A 17,093-nucleotide genomic window follows, 5' to 3' on the forward strand; every position below is an offset into this window, starting at 1 on the left:
TTCGGGATGGGGTCCGGGTGTGGAGAGATTGACGTCGCGCACGGCCGCCGGCCGTGGTCCTCAGGTTCGGCCCGGCCGCTGTGCGGGCACTGCCCTCAGGGGTCGCCGCCCGTGGCTCAGAAGCCCATCACCCGGGCCACGACTTCAGTGTCGGGAGCCAGGCCAGTATGGAAGCGGGAGTCGTTGTTCTCGATCGCCGTGGTCGGATCCTTCAGGCCGTTGCCGGTGAGCACGCAGACCACCGTGGCGCCGGCGGGAACCTCCTCCCGACGCTTGATCAGACCGGCCACAGAGGCGGCACTGGCGGGCTCGCAGAACACTCCCTCACCGGATCCCAGGAGTTTGTAGGCCTCGATGATCTCCGCATCGGTCACAGCCATGAAGTCGCCGTTGCTCTCGGCTCTGGCCCTGAGGGCGTTCTCCTTGTTCACCGGGTTGCCGATGCGGATCGCGGTGGCGATGGTGTCCGGCTGTTCCACCGTGTGGCCCAGCACCAGAGGAGCGGCTCCGGCGGCCTGAAAGCCCATCATGCGCGGCAGCCTGCGGCTGTGGCCGGCGGCCTTGTACTCGTTGAAGCCCATCCAGTAGGCGCTGATGTTGCCGGCGTTGCCCACGGGGATGCACAGCCAGTCGGGAGCTTCGCCCAGGGCATCCACCACCTCGAAGGCGGCGGTCTTCTGCCCCTGCAGGCGGTAGGGGTTGAGCGAGTTGACCAGGGTGACCGGATAGCGATCGGCCACGTCGCGCACGATCGCCAGGGCCCGGTCGAAGTTGCCCTGCACGGCCAGGACCTCCGCTCCATAGAGCAGGGCCTGGGCCAGCTTCCCCTGAGCCACGTAGCCGTCGGGGATCAGCACGAAGGCGCGCATGCCACCGCGGCGGGCATAGGCGGCCGCCGCCGCGGAGGTGTTGCCGGTGCTGGCGCAGATCACGGCCTCCGAACCCGCCTCGCGGGCTTTGGAGATGGCCATCGTCATTCCCCGGTCCTTGAAGGATCCGGTGGGGTTGAGGCCGTCGTACTTGAGGAAGACCTTCACGCCCCGGCCGATCCGCTCGGCGATCACCGGTGCCGGAATCAGTGGAGTCGCGCCCTCCCGCAGGGTGATCACCGGTGTGGCCGCCGTCACCGGAAGCCAGTCGCGATAGGCCTCGATCAGCCCCGGCCAGTCCTGCATCGTGGGCCTGTGGCCCAGGCGCTGCAGAGCTCGAAGCAGGGGCACGGCGGGCGGAGGGGTGAGACGGGGCCGAATCTACGTCTCGGCTTCGCCCCGTCCCGGCGTTCAGGGCTTCATGGTGGCTGCAGCGGCGGGCGGTGCCGTGCTTCCGGCAGCCCTCGTGGCGGCCCCACCACCGCCTCCTTCGCCGCGCAGCCCATCCAGGGGCGACTCGGCGAAGAAACGCACCAGATCGCTGATCGAGCTGGCCTTGCCCATCAGCCCCATCAGGGCCGGCAGGCTCACCGCCATCTCCTGACTGGGATAGGCCTGCAGGAAGGACAGGGCGGACAGCCCCTTGCTGTTGTCGGCGATCCCCAGGATCACCGCCGAACGCAGCGCCGGCAGGCCCACGGATGAGGCGTTGAGCGGGAACACGATCTGGGCGAGACGCTGCAGCAGAACCTCGCCGATGCGGGTGTTGAGCAGCCTGCTCACCAGTACCACCGGCAGGTTGACCGATTCGTTCAGCAGCTTCGCCACCGTCTCGGGATCCTGGCGGGCCAGCCGCAGCACGTCCTCAAGCAGGCCGCGGGCCTGGCCTGTTTCAGCCAGATGCACCAGGTCGGCCACCGGGATCGAGCGGCGGAAGGCACCACTCACGAACACGACGTTCTGGGCGGCCTGAGCGGCTGGGGACGCCACGCAGAGGGTGAGGCCAAGGGCGGACCCCAGCAGGCGTGCACGCAGACCCTGGGAACCGCGGATGCCGGTCGAAGGGCGGGAGGAGACGGCGTCGCCGGCGGGGCCGCCCAGGGAGGTACGCACAGGCAGAACCCTGAAGAGATCTTGAATCTAGGCGGCCGGAACGGTGTCGCGCACGGTGTCCTGGGCAGGCATGTCGCTGACGAGCACGTCACGCAGCAGGCGCACAACGCCCCGCTGTGCCAGGCCCCGTGCCACGGCGCCTCCCATGCGGCGCAGTTCGGGCTCGCTGAGCACCCGTGGCAGACGACGCAGCAGCAGCGAGGGCTCGAAGCCAGGCAGCTGACTCAGGATCGCCACCAGCTGACGCAGAGGTTCCAGCTCGAGCAGCAGCTCCCGTGTGGAGCGCAGGGGGCGGCGGGTCTCCTGGCGCAGGCCCGGCGGCAGCAGGCGGGAGGGAAGGCGACGACCCAGCTTCACGGCCATGCTCCAGGCCAGCTGGTCCATCCGCTCGACCGTGGCGTCGACCAGCTGCTGGCGCAGCATGCCGCCATTGGCGGAGAAGAGAAAATCGAGCACCTGGTCCAGCAGGGCCTCGAGATCGAGTTGATCCTGCAGCGCGGCACTGCTGACGAGATTCTCCAGGCGCTGCCAGCGGAATTCCTCGCCGTCGAACAGCATCTCGCGCAGGCTGCGGCGCAGCGAGGGATCCGGATCCTCCATCAGGCGCCGGGCGAAGTAGGGATAGGCGGCCCCGAGGATCTTGAAGTCGGGGTCGACGCTCAGAGCGATGCCCTCCAGGGTCACCAGCGAGCGGATGATCAGGGCGTAATAGGGCGGCACTCGGAAGGGGAAGCGATACATCACCCCCGACAGGTCATCGGTGACGGCCTTGAAGTCCATGCGGCTCACCCCCATTTCCAGGGCCTGGCCGAACACGCTTTCGAAAGCCGGCACGATTGGGGAGAGATCGACATCCTCAGCCAGGAATCCGAGGCTGACAAAATCGTTGCTGAGTTTGGAGAAGTTGCGGTTGACGAGATGCACCACCGCCTGGATCAGGCCAGTGCGGCTCTCGCGGCTCACCTCGCTCATCATGCCGAAGTCAAGATAGGCCAGGCGGCCATCCGGCAGGGCCAGCAGGTTGCCGGGGTGAGGATCGGCGTGGAAGAAGCCGTGCTCCAGCAGTTGCTGCAATGAGCAGTTCACCCCCACGGTCACCATGTCGTCTGGGTCAATGCCCAGCTCTCGCACGGCCTCGAGATTGGTGAGCTTGACGCCATCGATCCACTCCATCGTCAGCACCCGCCGGCTGGTGGCCTGGCGGAAGATGCGTGGCACGGCGATGCGGGTATTGTGGCTGTGCAGCTGGGCAAACGTCTCAGCGTTGGAGGCCTCATTGAGATAGTCCATCTCCTCGAACACACGCCTTCCGAGTTCATCGATCAGCGCGACAAGATCACTGCGGATCAGTCGCACGTTGCGGTTCAGCCAGGCGGCGATCTGACGCACGATGTAGAGATCGAGCGTGATCTGCTCGCGCAGGCCCGGCCGCTGCACCTTCACCGCCACCCGTTCGCCGCTGATCAGGACGCCTCTGTGCACCTGGCCCAGGGACGCGGCGGAGATCGGTTCGCGGTCCAGCTGGGCGTAGATCGTCTCCACCGGCGCCCCCAGGTCTTCCTCGATGCATGCCATCGCCAGGGCGCTGGAGAAGCCCGGGAGCTGGTCCTGCAGCTGCGCCAGCTCCTCGAGCAGCAGGGGCGGCACGATGTCAGGGCGTGTGGAGAGGGCCTGGCCGGCCTTGATGAACGCCGGACCGAGCTGGGCCAGCAGCTCCGCGCATTCGCGGGCGCGGGAGCGCGCCCGGTCGGGGAGCTTGAGGCTGCCCGTGAACCAGTCGGTGGCGACGCCGAGCAGATACAGGCTGATCGGCACCAGCGTCTGCCAGAGCCGGCGCAGCAGGCGCTCGGGGTGGCCGGCGTAGATGCGGGTGATGGCGTCGGGGTCGTAGCGCAGCAGACCGGCGGCCTCGATGAAGTCGCCCAGCTCGTCCTTGCTGCCTCCGGGGTTGCTGTTCACAGGGGCGGCGGAATCGGGGGGAGCGCTGATGCGGGGGAGGGCCGGCGGCGCAGGCGCCATCGGATCGGTGCCGAACACGGCGGCGCGCATCGCCGCCAGCGCCTGCTCGGCGGCGGTGTCGTTCGCAGTGACGACGGCCTGAGAGACAGGGACGGTGGCTGCCGCTGCTCCGCTGTTGGAGGAAGCACCGCTGGCCGGGTTGTCGCTGTCAGGGAGGCTCGTTCGGGTGGCAGGCTCCTGAGCATCGGTGGCCACACCGCCTCCGCGATCGTGCTCGCTGCCAGGGGGCGGGGCGGCAGTCATGGCGGCAGCATCGCCCACGTCCGGCGGGTCGGATCCGACCCGCGGCTGCGGCTGGCCGGTGTCGGATGCGGTGTCCCGGGGGGTACGGGGCTCGGACGCAACGGAGGTCATCGGCGCAGGGTCCGGGAACCGTGGTGATTGACGATTCTGTCTGGACGCCGCCGCCGGCGAGGCCGGGTGTCAGCGCCGGTTTTTCCGTCGGCATCCAGGGTTGATCAGGATCGTTCCCATTCCCCTTGTCAGGGCGCTCATCGCCTCCAGGACGCGGAACCCCTGTCAGGTGCGATCGCTCTCCGTGCCGGCTTCCTCAGGGTCATCAGAGAGGCACGCACCTTGGTCTCTATGGGAGCTGCGTGCCATGTCCCGTCGCACACCGGCCTCGGGCTGCGGCGGCGCGTTTGTGGTCTGCCTGCCGCCGTTCAGCTCTTGCCGACCAGTTTCTGGCGCAGGTTCTTGATGCGGTCGCGCAGCTGGGCGGCTTCCTCGAACTCCAGGTTCTTCGCGGCCGTCTTCATCCTGTCCTCCAGCTGCTGAATCAACTCCGGCAGGGAATCAAGCGGCACGTCGTTGTGAATCGCCTGTTCGCTGGCCTGTTCGAGCTGGTCATCGCTGAGGCGTCTGGAGATCTCCAGGAAGGCCAGGATCGAATTGCCGGCGCGCTTGCCGGCCGGTGTGGGTGTGATGCCGTGTTTTTCGTTATAGGTCTGCTGAATCGCCCGTCGCCGCTCCGTCTCCGAAATGGCCTTGGCCATGCTGTCGGTGAGATTGTCCGCGTAGAGCAGCGCCACCCCCTCCACGTGGCGGGCGGCACGGCCGATTGTCTGAATCAGGGAGCGCTCGGCGCGCAGGAATCCTTCCTTGTCGGCATCGAGAATGGCGACCAGTGACACTTCAGGGAGATCCAGACCCTCGCGCAGCAGGTTGACGCCCACCAGCACGTCATATTCTCCGTTGCGCAGATCCTGGATGATCTCAATCCGCTCGATGGAATGGATTTCCGAGTGCAGATAGCGCACCCGCACACCGTTCTCCGCCAGGTAGTCCGTGAGGTCTTCGGCCATGCGCTTGGTCAGCGTCGTCACCAGCACCCGTTCCTGCTTGTCGGCCCGCACGCGGATCTCCCCGAGCAGATCATCCACCTGTCCCTCGGTGGGTCTGACCTCCACCACCGGATCCAGCACGCCGGTCGGTCGGATCACCTGCTCCACCACCTGGCCACTGCTCTGCGTCATTTCCCAGTCGCCGGGAGTCGCGCTCACAAAGATCGTCTGGCGCGCCTTCTGCCAGAACTCCTCCCCTTTGAGCGGTCGATTATCGGCGGCGCTCGGCAGGCGGAAGCCGTGTTCAATCAGCACCTGCTTGCGGCTCTGATCGCCGTTGTACATCGCCTGGAGCTGGGAGCAGGTGACGTGGCTCTCATCCACCACCAGCAGCCAGTCGTCCGGGAAGTAATCGATCAGACACTCCGGTGGTGTTCCCGCTTCGCGGCCGGCCAGGTGGCGGGCATAGTTCTCGACGCCGTTGCAGTACCCCACCTGCTCCAGCATCTCGAGGTCATAGCTGGTGCGCTGTTCCAGGCGCTGGGCCTCGAGCAGGCGTCCCTGGCTGTTGAGCACGTCGAGCCGTTCACGCAGCTCGGAGCGGATCGCCTGGATCGCTGACTGCAGCCGTTCCTTTGGGGTGACGAAGTGCTTGGCCGGGTAGATGCTGATGGTGTCCAGGCTCTGCAGGATCTCACCGCTGGTGGGATCGACGTAGCGGATCGCCTCCACCTCATCGCCGAACAGTTCGATGCGCACCAGACGATCTTCATAGGCGGGTCCGATTTCGAGCACATCACCGCGTACCCGGAAGCGTCCCCGGGCGATCTCGATGTCGTTGCGGGAGTACTGGTTGTTGACCAGGTCCCGCAGGGAGGAGCGCAGATCAAGACTCTCGCCCACCCGGAACTGCACTGCTGCCTTCAGGTATTCGCTGGGGATTCCCAGGCCATAGATACAGCTGATTGAGGCCACCACGATGACATCACGCCGCTCAAACAGGGAGCGGGTGGCGGAGTGTCGCAGCATGTCGATCTCTTCATTGATCGACGCTGTCTTGGCGATGTAGGTGTCTGAAACCGGAACATAAGCTTCCGGTTGATAGTAGTCGTAGTAGGAGATGAAATATTCAACGGCGTTGTTCGGGAAGAATTCGCGCAGCTCATTGCAGAGCTGTGCCGCCAGTGTCTTGTTATGGGCCAGCACCAGTGTCGGCCGGCCGGTGCGGGCGATCACATTGGCGATCGTGAAGGTCTTGCCGGTGCCCGTGGCCCCCAGCAGCGTCTGATAGCGCTCACCCTGGTCCACCCCGGCCACGAGGCCGGCGATCGCCTCCGGCTGATCACCGCTGGGTTGATAGGGGGCGTGGAGCTGGAAAGGCATCGGCCCATTGTGGCGTTCCAGGCGCGTGTCCCGGGTCTGTGGGACACCGTCGGCGTTGTGATGGAGAACCCCGATCGGGTCCTGGTACTGGATGCCCCGATCCGGGAGCCCGCGATGCCTGCAAGAAAGAGAGCCCCCCAGCCTCCCTTTGCACGCGGAGGCCTGGAGGGCTCTCTGTTTTCAGCCTGCAGGGCGCAGCTGAGATCGTGGATCGCTCAGGCGACGAAACCGGAGAGCAGCTGGGTCATGGCGCGGGTGAGGGGAACCTCCAGCCCGAGAAACTTGAGGATGAAGTAGCTGAGCACGCTGTAGACGAGGGCGCCGAGGGCTGCGCTCGCCAGGCCGTTCTTCAGGCGGAACCCCTGGATCAGCCAGGCCGCCAGACCGAACAGGATGATCGTGATCAGCCAGTTGAACAGAAACGAGATCGGACCGATCAGGCCGCCGATGGAGGTGATCGCCCAGATCGGCGCCAGCAGGAACTTCAGGGGCCACACCAGCAGTGTGCCCAGGAGCCCGATCACCACCGCCGAGAGCAGGGCGATCGGAAAGCTGGCCATCTCGACTCCGAGTGGCAGGCGTGAGACCAGCAGCAGGATCAGGGCCCGGATCGGCCACTGGATCAACCACATCAGAGCACCCATGGAAGCGGCGGAGCACTGAAGGCAACGTAGGCATGGCCTCCGCAACTGACCACTGCCAGAAGGGCAGGGTTGCTCTGTGGTGGCAGCTCCATGGGCGATCGTTGCGGTGGCCGCTGTGCGGGACGTCACGAAAAAGCCCCCGGGTTCATCACACCGGGGGCTGTCGATTGCAGGATGGCGGCTGGGGTCCGCTCGACCAGTTCCGGCTGGATTCGCTTCAGACCAGGCTGGTGACGGTCGTTCCGATCGCTTCCCGCAGCCCGCGCACCACGGCGATCATCGCCAGTTCATCGTCGAGGCGGTTGACGGCGCTGCCCACGCCCACGCCGGCGGCACCGGCCGCCAGGGCCAGGGGCACGGTGGCGCTGGAGAGACCCGAGGCACAGAGCACCGGGGTCTTCCGGTCGGCGGCCCGCAGGGCCCGGCTGATGGCATGGGCGGCGGCCAGGGTGGGGGCCGCCTTCTCGATCAGACCGAGGACGCCCGGGCTGAAGGGACGGGCGCTGGTGCCACCTTCGGTCTGGATCAGATCCGCGCCGGCTTCAGCGAGGTCGACGGCCAGCTGTTCCTGCTCGTCGAGGGGCAGCACGTGGGGCACCGTGACCGACAGCACCACGTGGGGAAGGAGCTCACGGGTGCGGCGGGTCAGCTCCAGCACCTCGGCGGCGCTGAACACCCGGCCCTGGGCATAGAAGGTGTCGAAGTTGCCGATCTCCGCCATCACTGCACCGGCCTCGATCGCCGCCGGGAACAGCTCCGGGTCCACCGCCGAGACGCAAAGAGGGAGCTCAGGTGCCACCGCCTGGACGGCGCGCACCAGGTCCGGGTCGCAGGCCAGGTCGAGCAGGTCGGCGCCACCGGCGGCGGCGGCACGGGCGATGCGCTGCACTGACGCGGTATCGAAATTGGTGAGACCCGCGATCACCTTGAGGGCCCGCCCCTGGTCCACGGCGCTCTGCAGAGCGTTGGGCAGGCTGGAGAGACGCGACATGGAGGGCAGGTGAAATGGCTGGGGTGATTCTCCCATCCGGGCCCGGAACCCCAGCGGCCTGGAGCTCCGATCACCTCCGTCTGCACCGCAGCCTGCTGCGCCGGCCGGAGCTGTTGCCCCGTGGCGCCCCTCTGCTGCTGGCCGTTTCCGGCGGCCAGGATTCCATGGCGATGGCCGGATTGCTGCTGGATCTGCAGCCTCTCCACCACTGGCGCCTGCACCTCTGGCACGGCGACCACGCCTGGCGGGAGGACTCGGCGCAGCAGGCCTGCGAACTGCAGAGCTGGGCGCGGGATCGGCAGCTGCCGATCCGGGTGGAGCGTCTGGAGGCGCCAGAGACCCGGGGCAACCGGGAGGCGGCTGCCCGCCGCTGGCGGTATCGGTGCCTGCAGCGGGAGGCGTTGCGGCTGGCCTGCCACCACGTGCTCACGGCCCACACCGCCAGCGACCGGGCTGAAACGGTGCTGCTGCACCTGGCCCGCGGCAGCCATCGTCGCGGCCTGGTGGCTCTGCGGCGTCGCCAACCCCTGGCCGCCCTTCTGGGTTCTGAACCGGCCCGTGTGCCGGGGGAGCGTCCCGGCCGGAGCGGTACCGCGATCGTTTCGAGGGAGGTGGAGGGGGGCTCCGGGGACGTTCCAGCCCACTCGCCGCCTGGCTCGCAGCCGCGTGAGCCGATCGGTCCGGATGCGCCCGTCCCTGCCCCGGCAGCCTTCTCGACGCTGTGGCTGGTCCGGCCCCTGCAGCTGTTCACCCGTCAGGACACCGAGCGGATCTGCCGCCATGAGGGCTGGCCCATCTGGCAGGACGCCACCAATGCGCAGCTGGAGCTGAGCCGCAATCGCATCCGTGCCCAGGTGCTGCCGGTGCTGGAGCAGCTCCATCCCGGAGCAGCCCGCCGCATCAGCGACCAGGCGGAACGGCTCGCCGCCGAGCAGGAGCAGCAGCAGGAGCTCCTTGATCTGGCCCTGATTCCGGTTCAGATCGGACCCCTGCAGCTGGATCGCGGCGCCCTGCTGCGGCTGTCGCGAGCCAGTCAGGGACTGCTGCTGCAGCATTGGTTGCGACGCTGCCGCGGCCAGGAACTGGACAGCCGCAGCCTGGCCGAGCTTCTGCCGCGTCTGGAGATGCAGCGGGGACCGGGTCGGATGGATCTCGCCGGCGGCTGGCAGTTGAGCTGGCGGGGAACCACACTGGCCCTGCGCCCTCCCCGCCTGATCGCCGGCCATGGCTGATTCCGCCCTGAGCACAGATCTTCTCGAGCGGTACGGCGCCATCGAGCAGGCCTACTGCCAGGAGCGCTGGACCTCCGTCATCCATGACGGCCAGACCCTTCTGGGTGATCTGTCCCGCGTCGATGACACCCCGCCGGAGGGACTGACGGAACGGCTGCAGTTGCTCATCGCCCACGCCCTTCTCTACGGCCTGGGGGATCGCGACAGTGCCGAGGATCTCTACCAGGCGGTGCTGCGTTCGGGGGCGGAGGCGAGCCTGCGGCAGATCGCCGAGCAGGGTCTGCAGCAATGCGCCCTGCCGGTCACCACTCCGGAGCCCCAACAGGAGCAGGGGGAGCAGCAGGTTGATCCGCAACCCGATTCAGTCGCTGCGCCGACGGGGGAGACGTCCCTGTGGCCGGAGGCCGCCGCCGCCGAAGCCGAACTCCAGACCGATCCCGGTCTCTCCTCGCCATCCGGCAGCGCGCCGTCGCTTCAGGAGGGATCCGTCCCGCTCCAGGGCCTCCAGGACGACTGGGGTGCTGCCACCTCCCAGCCTGCCGCCGGCGAGGAGGGCGCCCTGGGCTGGCTGACCGCTGCTGCGACAGCCGCGCCGCAGGAGCCTGCGGCAGGGCCGGTGATGCCCTGGCTGGAGGCCGGTGCCGCTGGTGAGGTGTTTCAGCCGGCGCAGGCCAGCCGCCTGGAGGATCCGGCTGTCCTCCAGGACCGACAGGAGTCGGATTCAGGTTCACCGCCGTCCCAGATCGGCCCGACCGGGGCTTCCCTCGAGGCTCTGCCCGATCAGGCGAACCTGTCGGCGACTGCAGGGATGGCCGATCGGACGACCGATGTGGAGCCGCCGCCGGTCGCGGATGGCGCGTCGCTCCTCAGTCCTGAGCCCATGACCGGGCTCCAGTCCATCGCTGCCTCCGGCGACATCCCCATCGCTGGTGGGGATGTCGTGGAGGCCTTCAACCGCGGCCTGCAGGCCAGCCCGCCTGAGGAGAGGCTCGTGCCTGAAGTGGTGGATGAGCCGGAGCTGATCGAGCTGCATCAGGCCGACAGCCTTCTCCGCGAGGAGCTGCTGGTTCCGGCTGTGGCTGAAGAGGTCGCCCCGCCATTGGAAGCGGAGCCTGATGTGGAGATGCAGGCACCTGCTGAGGCGGATCTGTCGGCCGGTTCGGACCTGTCGGCTGGTCTGGAACGGCGTGGCCAGGACGGCATCCCCGGCGGGTTTCAGGACCGGCGGGCGGAACCGCCCCTGGCACCGGTGCCTGCGCAGGAGCCTGCTCCCGTCTCCCCCGATCCCCGTCCTCAGGTCGTCTCCGGCAGGAGGCCTTTCAGCGGTCCCCCTGAGCCGGTGGCTGAGGAGGATCCGGAGCTGCTGATGGGCCTGCTGAGGGTGGAGATGGGCTGAGGCTTCAGCCCGCCAGGGCTGCGGAGCGGCGGCGACGGGTGCGCCCGCTGGGCTCGGGCTCGTCCGCCGGCTTGCTTGCCGCCGGGCGTGGGCTGGCCCCGCCTGCCGGCGCAACCGCATTGGCGGCGGCGACAGGGGCGGGACGGCCGCTGCCGGGCTGGTCGCTGCGGTTGCCCCGGGGGGCTTCCCGTCGGCCGCGGGGTGCCGGACGGCTGTCCGGTTCGCTGTCGGCGCGGCCCTTGTAGGCGGGTGTGCCCGCGGGAGCCGGCTGCACCAGGCAGATGATCAGCGGCTCCACCTGAAGCTCGCGCCGCAGACGGCGCTGCAGGCCCACCTCCACCTCGCGCTGCACCCCCATCCAGTCGATTTCCGGGGGCTTGCCGGCCACGGTGCGGCACAGCTGGTTCCAGCGGTTCTCCAGCACCCAGCCGATCTCGCGCTCAGCCCAGATCGACAGCTTGCGGGGATCGGCGGTGGTCACCACTCCGCGCAGGTTCACCCGGGGAGGAGCCGCCATGACGCCGTCGCTGCTGATCACCGCCAGCAGGGTGATGACGCCATCCTCGGCCAGCTGCTGGCGCTCCTTGAGCACGCGCGCATCGACGATGCCGTTGCGGGAGGCGTCGAGCAGTTCGATGCCCGCCTTGACCGGCTCGCCCTTGCGGATCGCATCGGGGCGCAGCTCCACCACGTCACCGTTGTCGATGATCAGGATGTGATCGGCCGGCACGCCCATCGACTGGGCGGTCTTGCTGTGGCAGACCAGCATGCGGTGCTCGCCGTGCACCGGAACGAAGTATTTCGGCCTGGTGAGGGCCAGCATCAGTTTCTGATCCTCCTGGCAGCCGTGGCCGGAGACGTGAATGCCCTCGCCTTTGCCGTACACCACCTTGGCGCCCATCATCATCAGCCGGTCGATGGTGTTCACCACCGAAATGGTGTTGCCCGGGATCGGACTGGCGGAGAAGATGATCGTGTCGCTGCTCTTCACCTGCACCTGCGGATGTTCACCGCGGGAAATGCGGCTCAGTGCCGCCAGAGGCTCGCCCTGACTGCCGGTCATCAGCAGCAGGGTTTCGCGATCAGGCAGGTCGCGGATCTGTTTGATCGGCACGAACAGGTCGTCGGGGCAGCGCATGTAGCCCAGTTCCCGCGCCTTGGCGATCACGTTGAGCATCGAGCGGCCCAGCAGGCCCACCTTGCGACCGTTCTTGAGCGCCAGCTCGAGGATCATCGCCACACGGTGCACCGAGCTGGCGAAGGTGGTGATGATCACCCGTCCTTCGGCCTGGGAGATGTGGCGGTCGAGGTTCGGGAACACCGAGCGCTCCGGTGGCGCAAAGCCCGGCAGTTCGGCGTTGGTGGAATCACTGAACAGGCAGAGCACACCCTGTTCGCCGTAGTGCGCCATGCGCTGGATGTCGAAGGTCTCGCCATCCACAGGAGTGTGATCGAACTTGAAGTCACCGGTGAAGATGATCACCCCCACTGGCGTGGTGATGGCCAGCGAGAAGCTGTCGGCCATCGAGTGGGTGTTGCGAATGAACTCCACCTTGAAGTGCTGGCCCACCTGCACCACATCGCGCGGGCTCACCGTCTGGATGGTGGTGCGATCGGTGACGCCAGCCTCCTCCATCTTGCCCTGCAGCATCGACATCGCCAGGCGCGGGCCGTAGATGACAGGGATGTTGAAGTTCTTGAGGTGGTGAGGGATGCCACCGATGTGATCTTCATGGCCATGGGTGACGACCATGCCGCGGATCCGTTTCTGATTCTCGCGCAGGTAGCTGGTATCCGGCATCACGACATTGACGCCATGCATGCCGTCGCTTGGGAAGGCGAGGCCTGCATCCACGAGCATCAGCTCATCGCCGTACTCGAACACACAGGTGTTCTTGCCGATCTCATGCAGGCCGCCCAGGGGAATCACCCGCAGGCAGGGCTGGCCATTGTCCTTGTTGGCCTGGCCATTGCGGCCGATCTGACGGCCATTGCTGGAGGTGCCGTTGCCGTTGGTGCCGTTGCTGAAGCTGGAGTTGCTGGCTTTACCGTTTGTACTCGTCATCGAGGCGTCTCAAAGGTTTCGTCGTTGAACGTGGGAACCGGTGGCCTGGGCGGGGGTGCGAACACTCCGGAGCAGGGGCCAGCCGATGTCCGGCCTTGGCGTCAGGTGGGACGCAGGGCGGCCAGAACGGAATGGAGGCGTTGTTTCACAGCGGCATCAGCGGCAACCAGGGGAAGACGGGGAGCACCGACACACCAGCCCTCGAGTTCCAGGGCAGCCTTCACGGCGATCGGATTGGTGGTGCAGAACAGGGCGCGACACAGGGGCAGCAGGCGCTCATGCAGCTGCAGCGCGGTGGCCAGGTCTCCATCGAGGAAGGCCCGAACCATGGCGCTGATCTCGGGGCCCGCCAGGTGGCTCGCCACACTCACCACGCCGACGGCGCCCACGGCCAGCATCGGCAGGGTGAGGGCGTCGTCGCCGCTGTAGATCGCCAGGCGATCGCCGCAGAGCAGGCGCAGCTGGCTGACCTCCTCGGTGGTGCCACTGGCGGCCTTGTAGGCCACGACGTTCGGCCGATCCAGCAGCGTCGCGGTGGTTTCCGGCGCCAGGCTGCAGCCGGTGCGACCGGGAATGTTGTAAAGCATCAGCGGCAGCTCGGGTGCCGCTGATGCCACCGCCCTGAAATGGGCTTCCAGGCCCTCCTGCGGCGGCTTGTTGTAGTAGGGCACGACCACGAGGGCGCCATCGGCTCCGAGGGCCGCTGCTTCGCGGGTGGCCTCCACGGCTTCAGCAGTGCAGTTGCTGCCGCTGCCGGCCAGAAGCCGGGCCCGCTCTCCCACGGCCTGCTTCACGGCCAGGAACAGATCCTTCTGTTCCTGCCAGCTGAGGGTGGGGGACTCGCCCGTGGTGCCGCAGATGACCAGCCCGTCGGAGCCGTGGCACACCAGATGATCCGCCAGCCGGCCAGCCTGCTCGAGATCCACTGCTCCCGCCGCATCGAAGGGGGTCACCATCGCGGTGATGACCCGTCCGAACGGAGGATGGATCGTCGTGATCGGGCTGCCTCCGCTCACGTTGCACCTCCTGATGCTGTGGGTCGGGAGCGCATCCGTCCCTGCAGCAGCTCGGCGATCTGGATTGCGTTGAGTGCGGCGCCCTTGCGGATCTGGTCACCGCAGAGCCACAGCTCAAGGGCGTTGGGTTCGCTCAGGTCCTGGCGGATGCGGCCCACCGCCACCGGGTCGCGGCCGGTCACGTCGGTGGGCATCGGGAAGCGCTGCGCCGTCCAGTCGTCGATCAGCTCCACGCCCGGTGCCACCGCCAGGAGGGCGCGCGCTTCGGCGGGGTCGAGGGGCTGCTCGAACTCAATGTTCACCGCTTCCGAGTGGGCCCGCAGCACCGGAACCCGCACACAGGTGGCCGACAGCCGCAGCTCGGGAAGACCCATGATCTTGCGGGTCTCGTGGAGCATCTTCAGCTCTTCCTCGCAATAACCGTTGGTCTGCAGCGGTGAGTTGTGCAGGAACAGGTTGAAGGCCAGCGAATGGGGCAGGACCTCGCTGGACGGGGTGCCTCCTTCGAGCACCACCTGGCTGAGCCGGCGGAGCTCCTCCATGGCCCGGGCGCCGGCGCCGCTGGCGGATTGATAGGTGCTGATGATCACGCGCCGGATCGCCCGTCGGGCCGCCAGAGGGGCGAGCACCAGGGTCAGCAGAATCGTGGTGCAGTTCGGGTTGGCGATCAGGCCCCGATGCCGGAAGGCGTCGTCGGGGTTGACCTCCGGCACCACCAGCGGCACCTCCGGATCCATGCGGAAGGCGCTGGAGTTGTCGATCACCACGGCGCCGCTGTCCACGGCCCGGGGCCCCCAGGTGCGCGACACCGACCCCCCGGCGGAGGCCAGAACCAGATCAACGCCGGCGAAGCAGCCCTCCGCGACGGGGTCGACCCGCAGGGATTCCCCCTGCCAGCTGATCGTCTGGCCGGCGGAGCGGGGGGAGGCCAGCAGGCGCAGCTCGGCCACCGGGAAGGCCCGTTCCTCCAGCAGCTGAAGCAGCTCCTGGCCCACGGCGCCGGTCGCGCCCAGAACGGCCACTCTCAGGGGGCGGGCGGGCAGGCTGCCGGTCCGTCCGGGCGTGGCCTGGGGGCCGGAGGCAGGCTGGAAAGGCGAGGGTGTCGTGGCGGTCAAGAGGGGTGGAATGGGATGAATCGGGGGTGCGGCGGGGCCTGGGCGGCGCCACGCCAGACCCGGAGATGACTGCAAAGAAGCCGGAGCTTCAGGAAGCTCTCCCTTGGATGGGGAAAACGCAGTGGTGATGGAGAGGGAAGGCCGAAGGTCCGGGAGTGGTTCCGGAGCCACCTGGGTACCCGGATCCCTGAAAGGGATGCAGTCCCTCCAGGAAGGATCGGGTGGGGATATCTCGCGCGCCCTCGTCGTTCTGAGGATACGTGAAACCATGCGGGCCTGAACCGCACGGGACGTCCAGGCCCCCTCCGCAGCCCCGCCGCTGGTCCAGGGGACGGCCACTTTCTAGGATCGTCGATCTGCCACGCCCGCCCGGCCCGTTCATGAGTCCAGCCGCCAGCCCCAAAGCCGAATCCGCCAAGAGCGCAGGGGGCGACCAAAGCCTGCGGGTCAGCACCAGCCCCCGCCCCGGCAGCCGCCTGGCGGTCGAGGTGGCGGTCCCGGAAGGCCGCTGTCGCGCCAGTTACGACGCCGCTCTCGACAAGCTGAGCCGCAGCATCAAGCTGCCTGGCTTCCGCAAGGGCAAGGTGCCCCGGCCGGTGCTGCTGCAGCAGATCGGTCCCCTGCGGATCCGTGCCACTGCCCTCGAGGACCTGGTGGACAGCTGCTTCCAGGACGCGGTGCGGCAGGAGAAGATCGAGGCCATCGGGCGCCCTGAGCTGCAGGAGGGCTTCGAGGCTGTGCTGGAGCGTTTCGAGCCCGGTGCGGAACTCACCTTCACCCTCGAGCTCGACGTCGAGCCCACCCCCACCCTGCGCAGCACCCGCGGTCTGGTGGCCGAGGCCGTCAGCGTCAGCTTCGATCCCGCCCGCGTCGATGAGCAGCTGGAGGATGCCCGCAAGCGGCTGGCCACGCTGGTACCCGTCGAGGACCGGGCCGCCGCCGACGGCGATGTCGCCGAGGTGAGCTTCCGCGGCACCTACGTCGACAACGGTGAGGCGATCGAGGGCGGCAGTTCCGACGGGATGAGCGTGGAGCTGGAGGAAGGCCGCATGATCCCCGGTTTCGTCGAGGGCATCCTCGGCATGAAACCCGGCGACAGCCGCACCGTCACCTGCAGCTTCCCCGAGTCCTATCCCAATGAGGAGGTGGCCGGCCGCCAGGCCGAGTTCGCCATCACCCTGATCGAGCTCAAGACCCGCGAGCTGCCGGCCCTCGACGACGCCTTCGCCCAGCAGGCCAGCGACAAGCAGACCCTGGCCGAGCTGCGCAGCGAGCTTGAGACCCGCCTGAAGGAGGACGCCGAGCGTCGCCATCGGGCCAACCGTCAGGACGCCCTGCTCGAGGCCCTGGTGGAGCAGCTGGAGGTGGAGCTCCCCGAAACGCTCGTTCAGGACGAGATCCGGGCCCTGATCGAGCAGACCGCCGGTCAGATCGCCCAGCAGGGGCTGGATGTGCGCAAGCTGTTCACCCCCGACCTGATCCGCAGTCTGCGCGACACCTCCCGCCCCGAGGCCGAGCAGCGTCTGCGCCGCAACCTCGCCCTGCGCGCCCTGGCCACCGCTGAGTCGATCACGGTGGTGGACGACGAGATCGAGACCAAGGTGCGCGAGCTGCGCCGCGGCCTCAGTGAGTCGGCCAATATCGATCCCCAGCGCCTGCGCGCAGCGGTGGCGGAAGACCTGCTCCGCGACAAGCTCCTCGAGTGGCTCGAAGCCAACAGCACCATCCAGGAGAAGGTTGCCGATGAGGACGGCTCCGAGGCTGCCGCTGCTGAGGAGGGCGGCGCCAAGGACCCGGCCTCGAGGGCGACCGCATCCCGCAGTCGCTCCAGCAAGGCCGCGGCGGCTGCCGATGAGGCTGCAACCGCTGATGCCGAGCCCATAGATTGACGCCAGTCCCCAGGCCTGACGGCGACCGCGTGATCGATCCCTCCCTGCCCTTGCCAACCCGTCCGGAGCCCCGCTCCG

General features: G+C 67.9%; 12 protein-coding genes. 3 read left to right on the plus strand and 9 right to left on the minus strand.

Annotated elements, in window-relative coordinates; genetic code table 11:
* Nucleotides 1-116 precede the first annotated feature (116 nt).
* The 6 genes from thrC to H8F25_RS12045 all read right to left on the minus strand — a co-directional run bounded on the left by thrC (nucleotide 117) and on the right by H8F25_RS12045 (nucleotide 8,302).
* On the minus strand, nucleotides 117-1,175 hold the full coding sequence (gene thrC / locus H8F25_RS12020; RefSeq protein WP_197213786.1) for a threonine synthase: 1,059 nt from the start codon (nucleotides 1,173-1,175) through the stop codon (nucleotides 117-119).
* A 105-nt stretch (nucleotides 1,176-1,280) separates the two neighbouring features.
* Complete coding sequence (locus tag H8F25_RS12025; protein ID WP_197213787.1) at nucleotides 1,281-1,922, minus strand: alpha/beta hydrolase; 642 nt, start codon at nucleotides 1,920-1,922, stop codon at nucleotides 1,281-1,283.
* 87 nt (nucleotides 1,923-2,009) lie between these two features.
* A complete protein-coding gene (locus tag H8F25_RS12030; RefSeq protein WP_370525736.1) occupies nucleotides 2,010-4,244 on the minus strand; it encodes an ABC1 kinase family protein in 2,235 nt (744 codons plus the stop codon).
* Between the two features lie 419 nt (nucleotides 4,245-4,663).
* Nucleotides 4,664-6,667 carry an excinuclease ABC subunit UvrB gene (uvrB, locus tag H8F25_RS12035; RefSeq protein ID WP_197210618.1) on the minus strand — a complete coding sequence of 668 codons (2,004 nt, stop codon included), beginning with the start codon at nucleotides 6,665-6,667 and terminating at the stop codon, nucleotides 4,664-4,666.
* A gap of 215 nt (nucleotides 6,668-6,882) precedes the next feature.
* Nucleotides 6,883-7,311, minus strand: a complete 429-nt coding sequence (locus H8F25_RS12040) for a phage holin family protein (protein ID WP_197210619.1) — start codon at nucleotides 7,309-7,311, stop codon at nucleotides 6,883-6,885.
* A gap of 217 nt (nucleotides 7,312-7,528) precedes the next feature.
* Nucleotides 7,529-8,302: a DUF561 domain-containing protein gene (locus tag H8F25_RS12045; RefSeq protein ID WP_197210620.1), complete on the minus strand. Its 774-nt coding sequence runs from the start codon at nucleotides 8,300-8,302 to the stop codon at nucleotides 7,529-7,531.
* A 23-nt stretch (nucleotides 8,303-8,325) separates the two neighbouring features.
* On the opposite strand from H8F25_RS12045, the gene tilS reads away from it, so the two are divergent.
* On the plus strand, nucleotides 8,326-9,534 hold the full coding sequence (gene tilS / locus H8F25_RS12050; RefSeq protein ID WP_197210621.1) for a tRNA lysidine(34) synthetase TilS: 1,209 nt from the start codon (nucleotides 8,326-8,328) through the stop codon (nucleotides 9,532-9,534).
* Complete coding sequence (locus H8F25_RS12055) at nucleotides 9,527-10,930, plus strand: hypothetical protein (RefSeq protein ID WP_197210622.1); 1,404 nt, start codon at nucleotides 9,527-9,529, stop codon at nucleotides 10,928-10,930. Before tilS ends, H8F25_RS12055 begins: the two co-directional genes overlap by 8 nt.
* Nucleotides 10,931-10,934: 4 nt before the next feature.
* Here H8F25_RS12055 and H8F25_RS12060 read toward each other — a convergent pair whose 3' ends face one another.
* The 3 genes from H8F25_RS12060 to H8F25_RS12070 all read right to left on the minus strand — a co-directional run bounded on the left by H8F25_RS12060 (nucleotide 10,935) and on the right by H8F25_RS12070 (nucleotide 15,033).
* Entirely contained in the window at nucleotides 10,935-12,995 is a 2,061-nt protein-coding gene (locus tag H8F25_RS12060; RefSeq protein ID WP_197210623.1) for a ribonuclease J, read from the minus strand.
* A gap of 101 nt (nucleotides 12,996-13,096) precedes the next feature.
* Nucleotides 13,097-13,951 (minus strand): 4-hydroxy-tetrahydrodipicolinate synthase, encoded by an 855-nt coding sequence (gene dapA / locus H8F25_RS12065; protein ID WP_197210624.1) that lies wholly within the window; start codon nucleotides 13,949-13,951, stop codon nucleotides 13,097-13,099.
* 56 nt (nucleotides 13,952-14,007) lie between these two features.
* The gene (locus H8F25_RS12070) at nucleotides 14,008-15,033 is read right to left on the minus strand and encodes an aspartate-semialdehyde dehydrogenase (RefSeq protein WP_370525737.1); all 1,026 of its coding nucleotides are present in this window, start codon (nucleotides 15,031-15,033) and stop codon (nucleotides 14,008-14,010) included.
* Nucleotides 15,034-15,506: 473 nt separating this feature from the next.
* Here H8F25_RS12070 and tig point away from each other — a divergent pair, with 473 nt between their 5' ends.
* Nucleotides 15,507-17,015, plus strand: coding sequence for a trigger factor (tig, locus tag H8F25_RS12075; RefSeq protein WP_197210625.1), 1,509 nt, complete (start codon nucleotides 15,507-15,509; stop codon nucleotides 17,013-17,015).
* Nucleotides 17,016-17,093: the final 78 nt, after the last annotated feature.

Source organism: Synechococcus sp. CBW1004, from assembly GCF_015840715.1.
GTDB lineage: Bacteria > Cyanobacteriota > Cyanobacteriia > PCC-6307 > Cyanobiaceae > Cyanobium.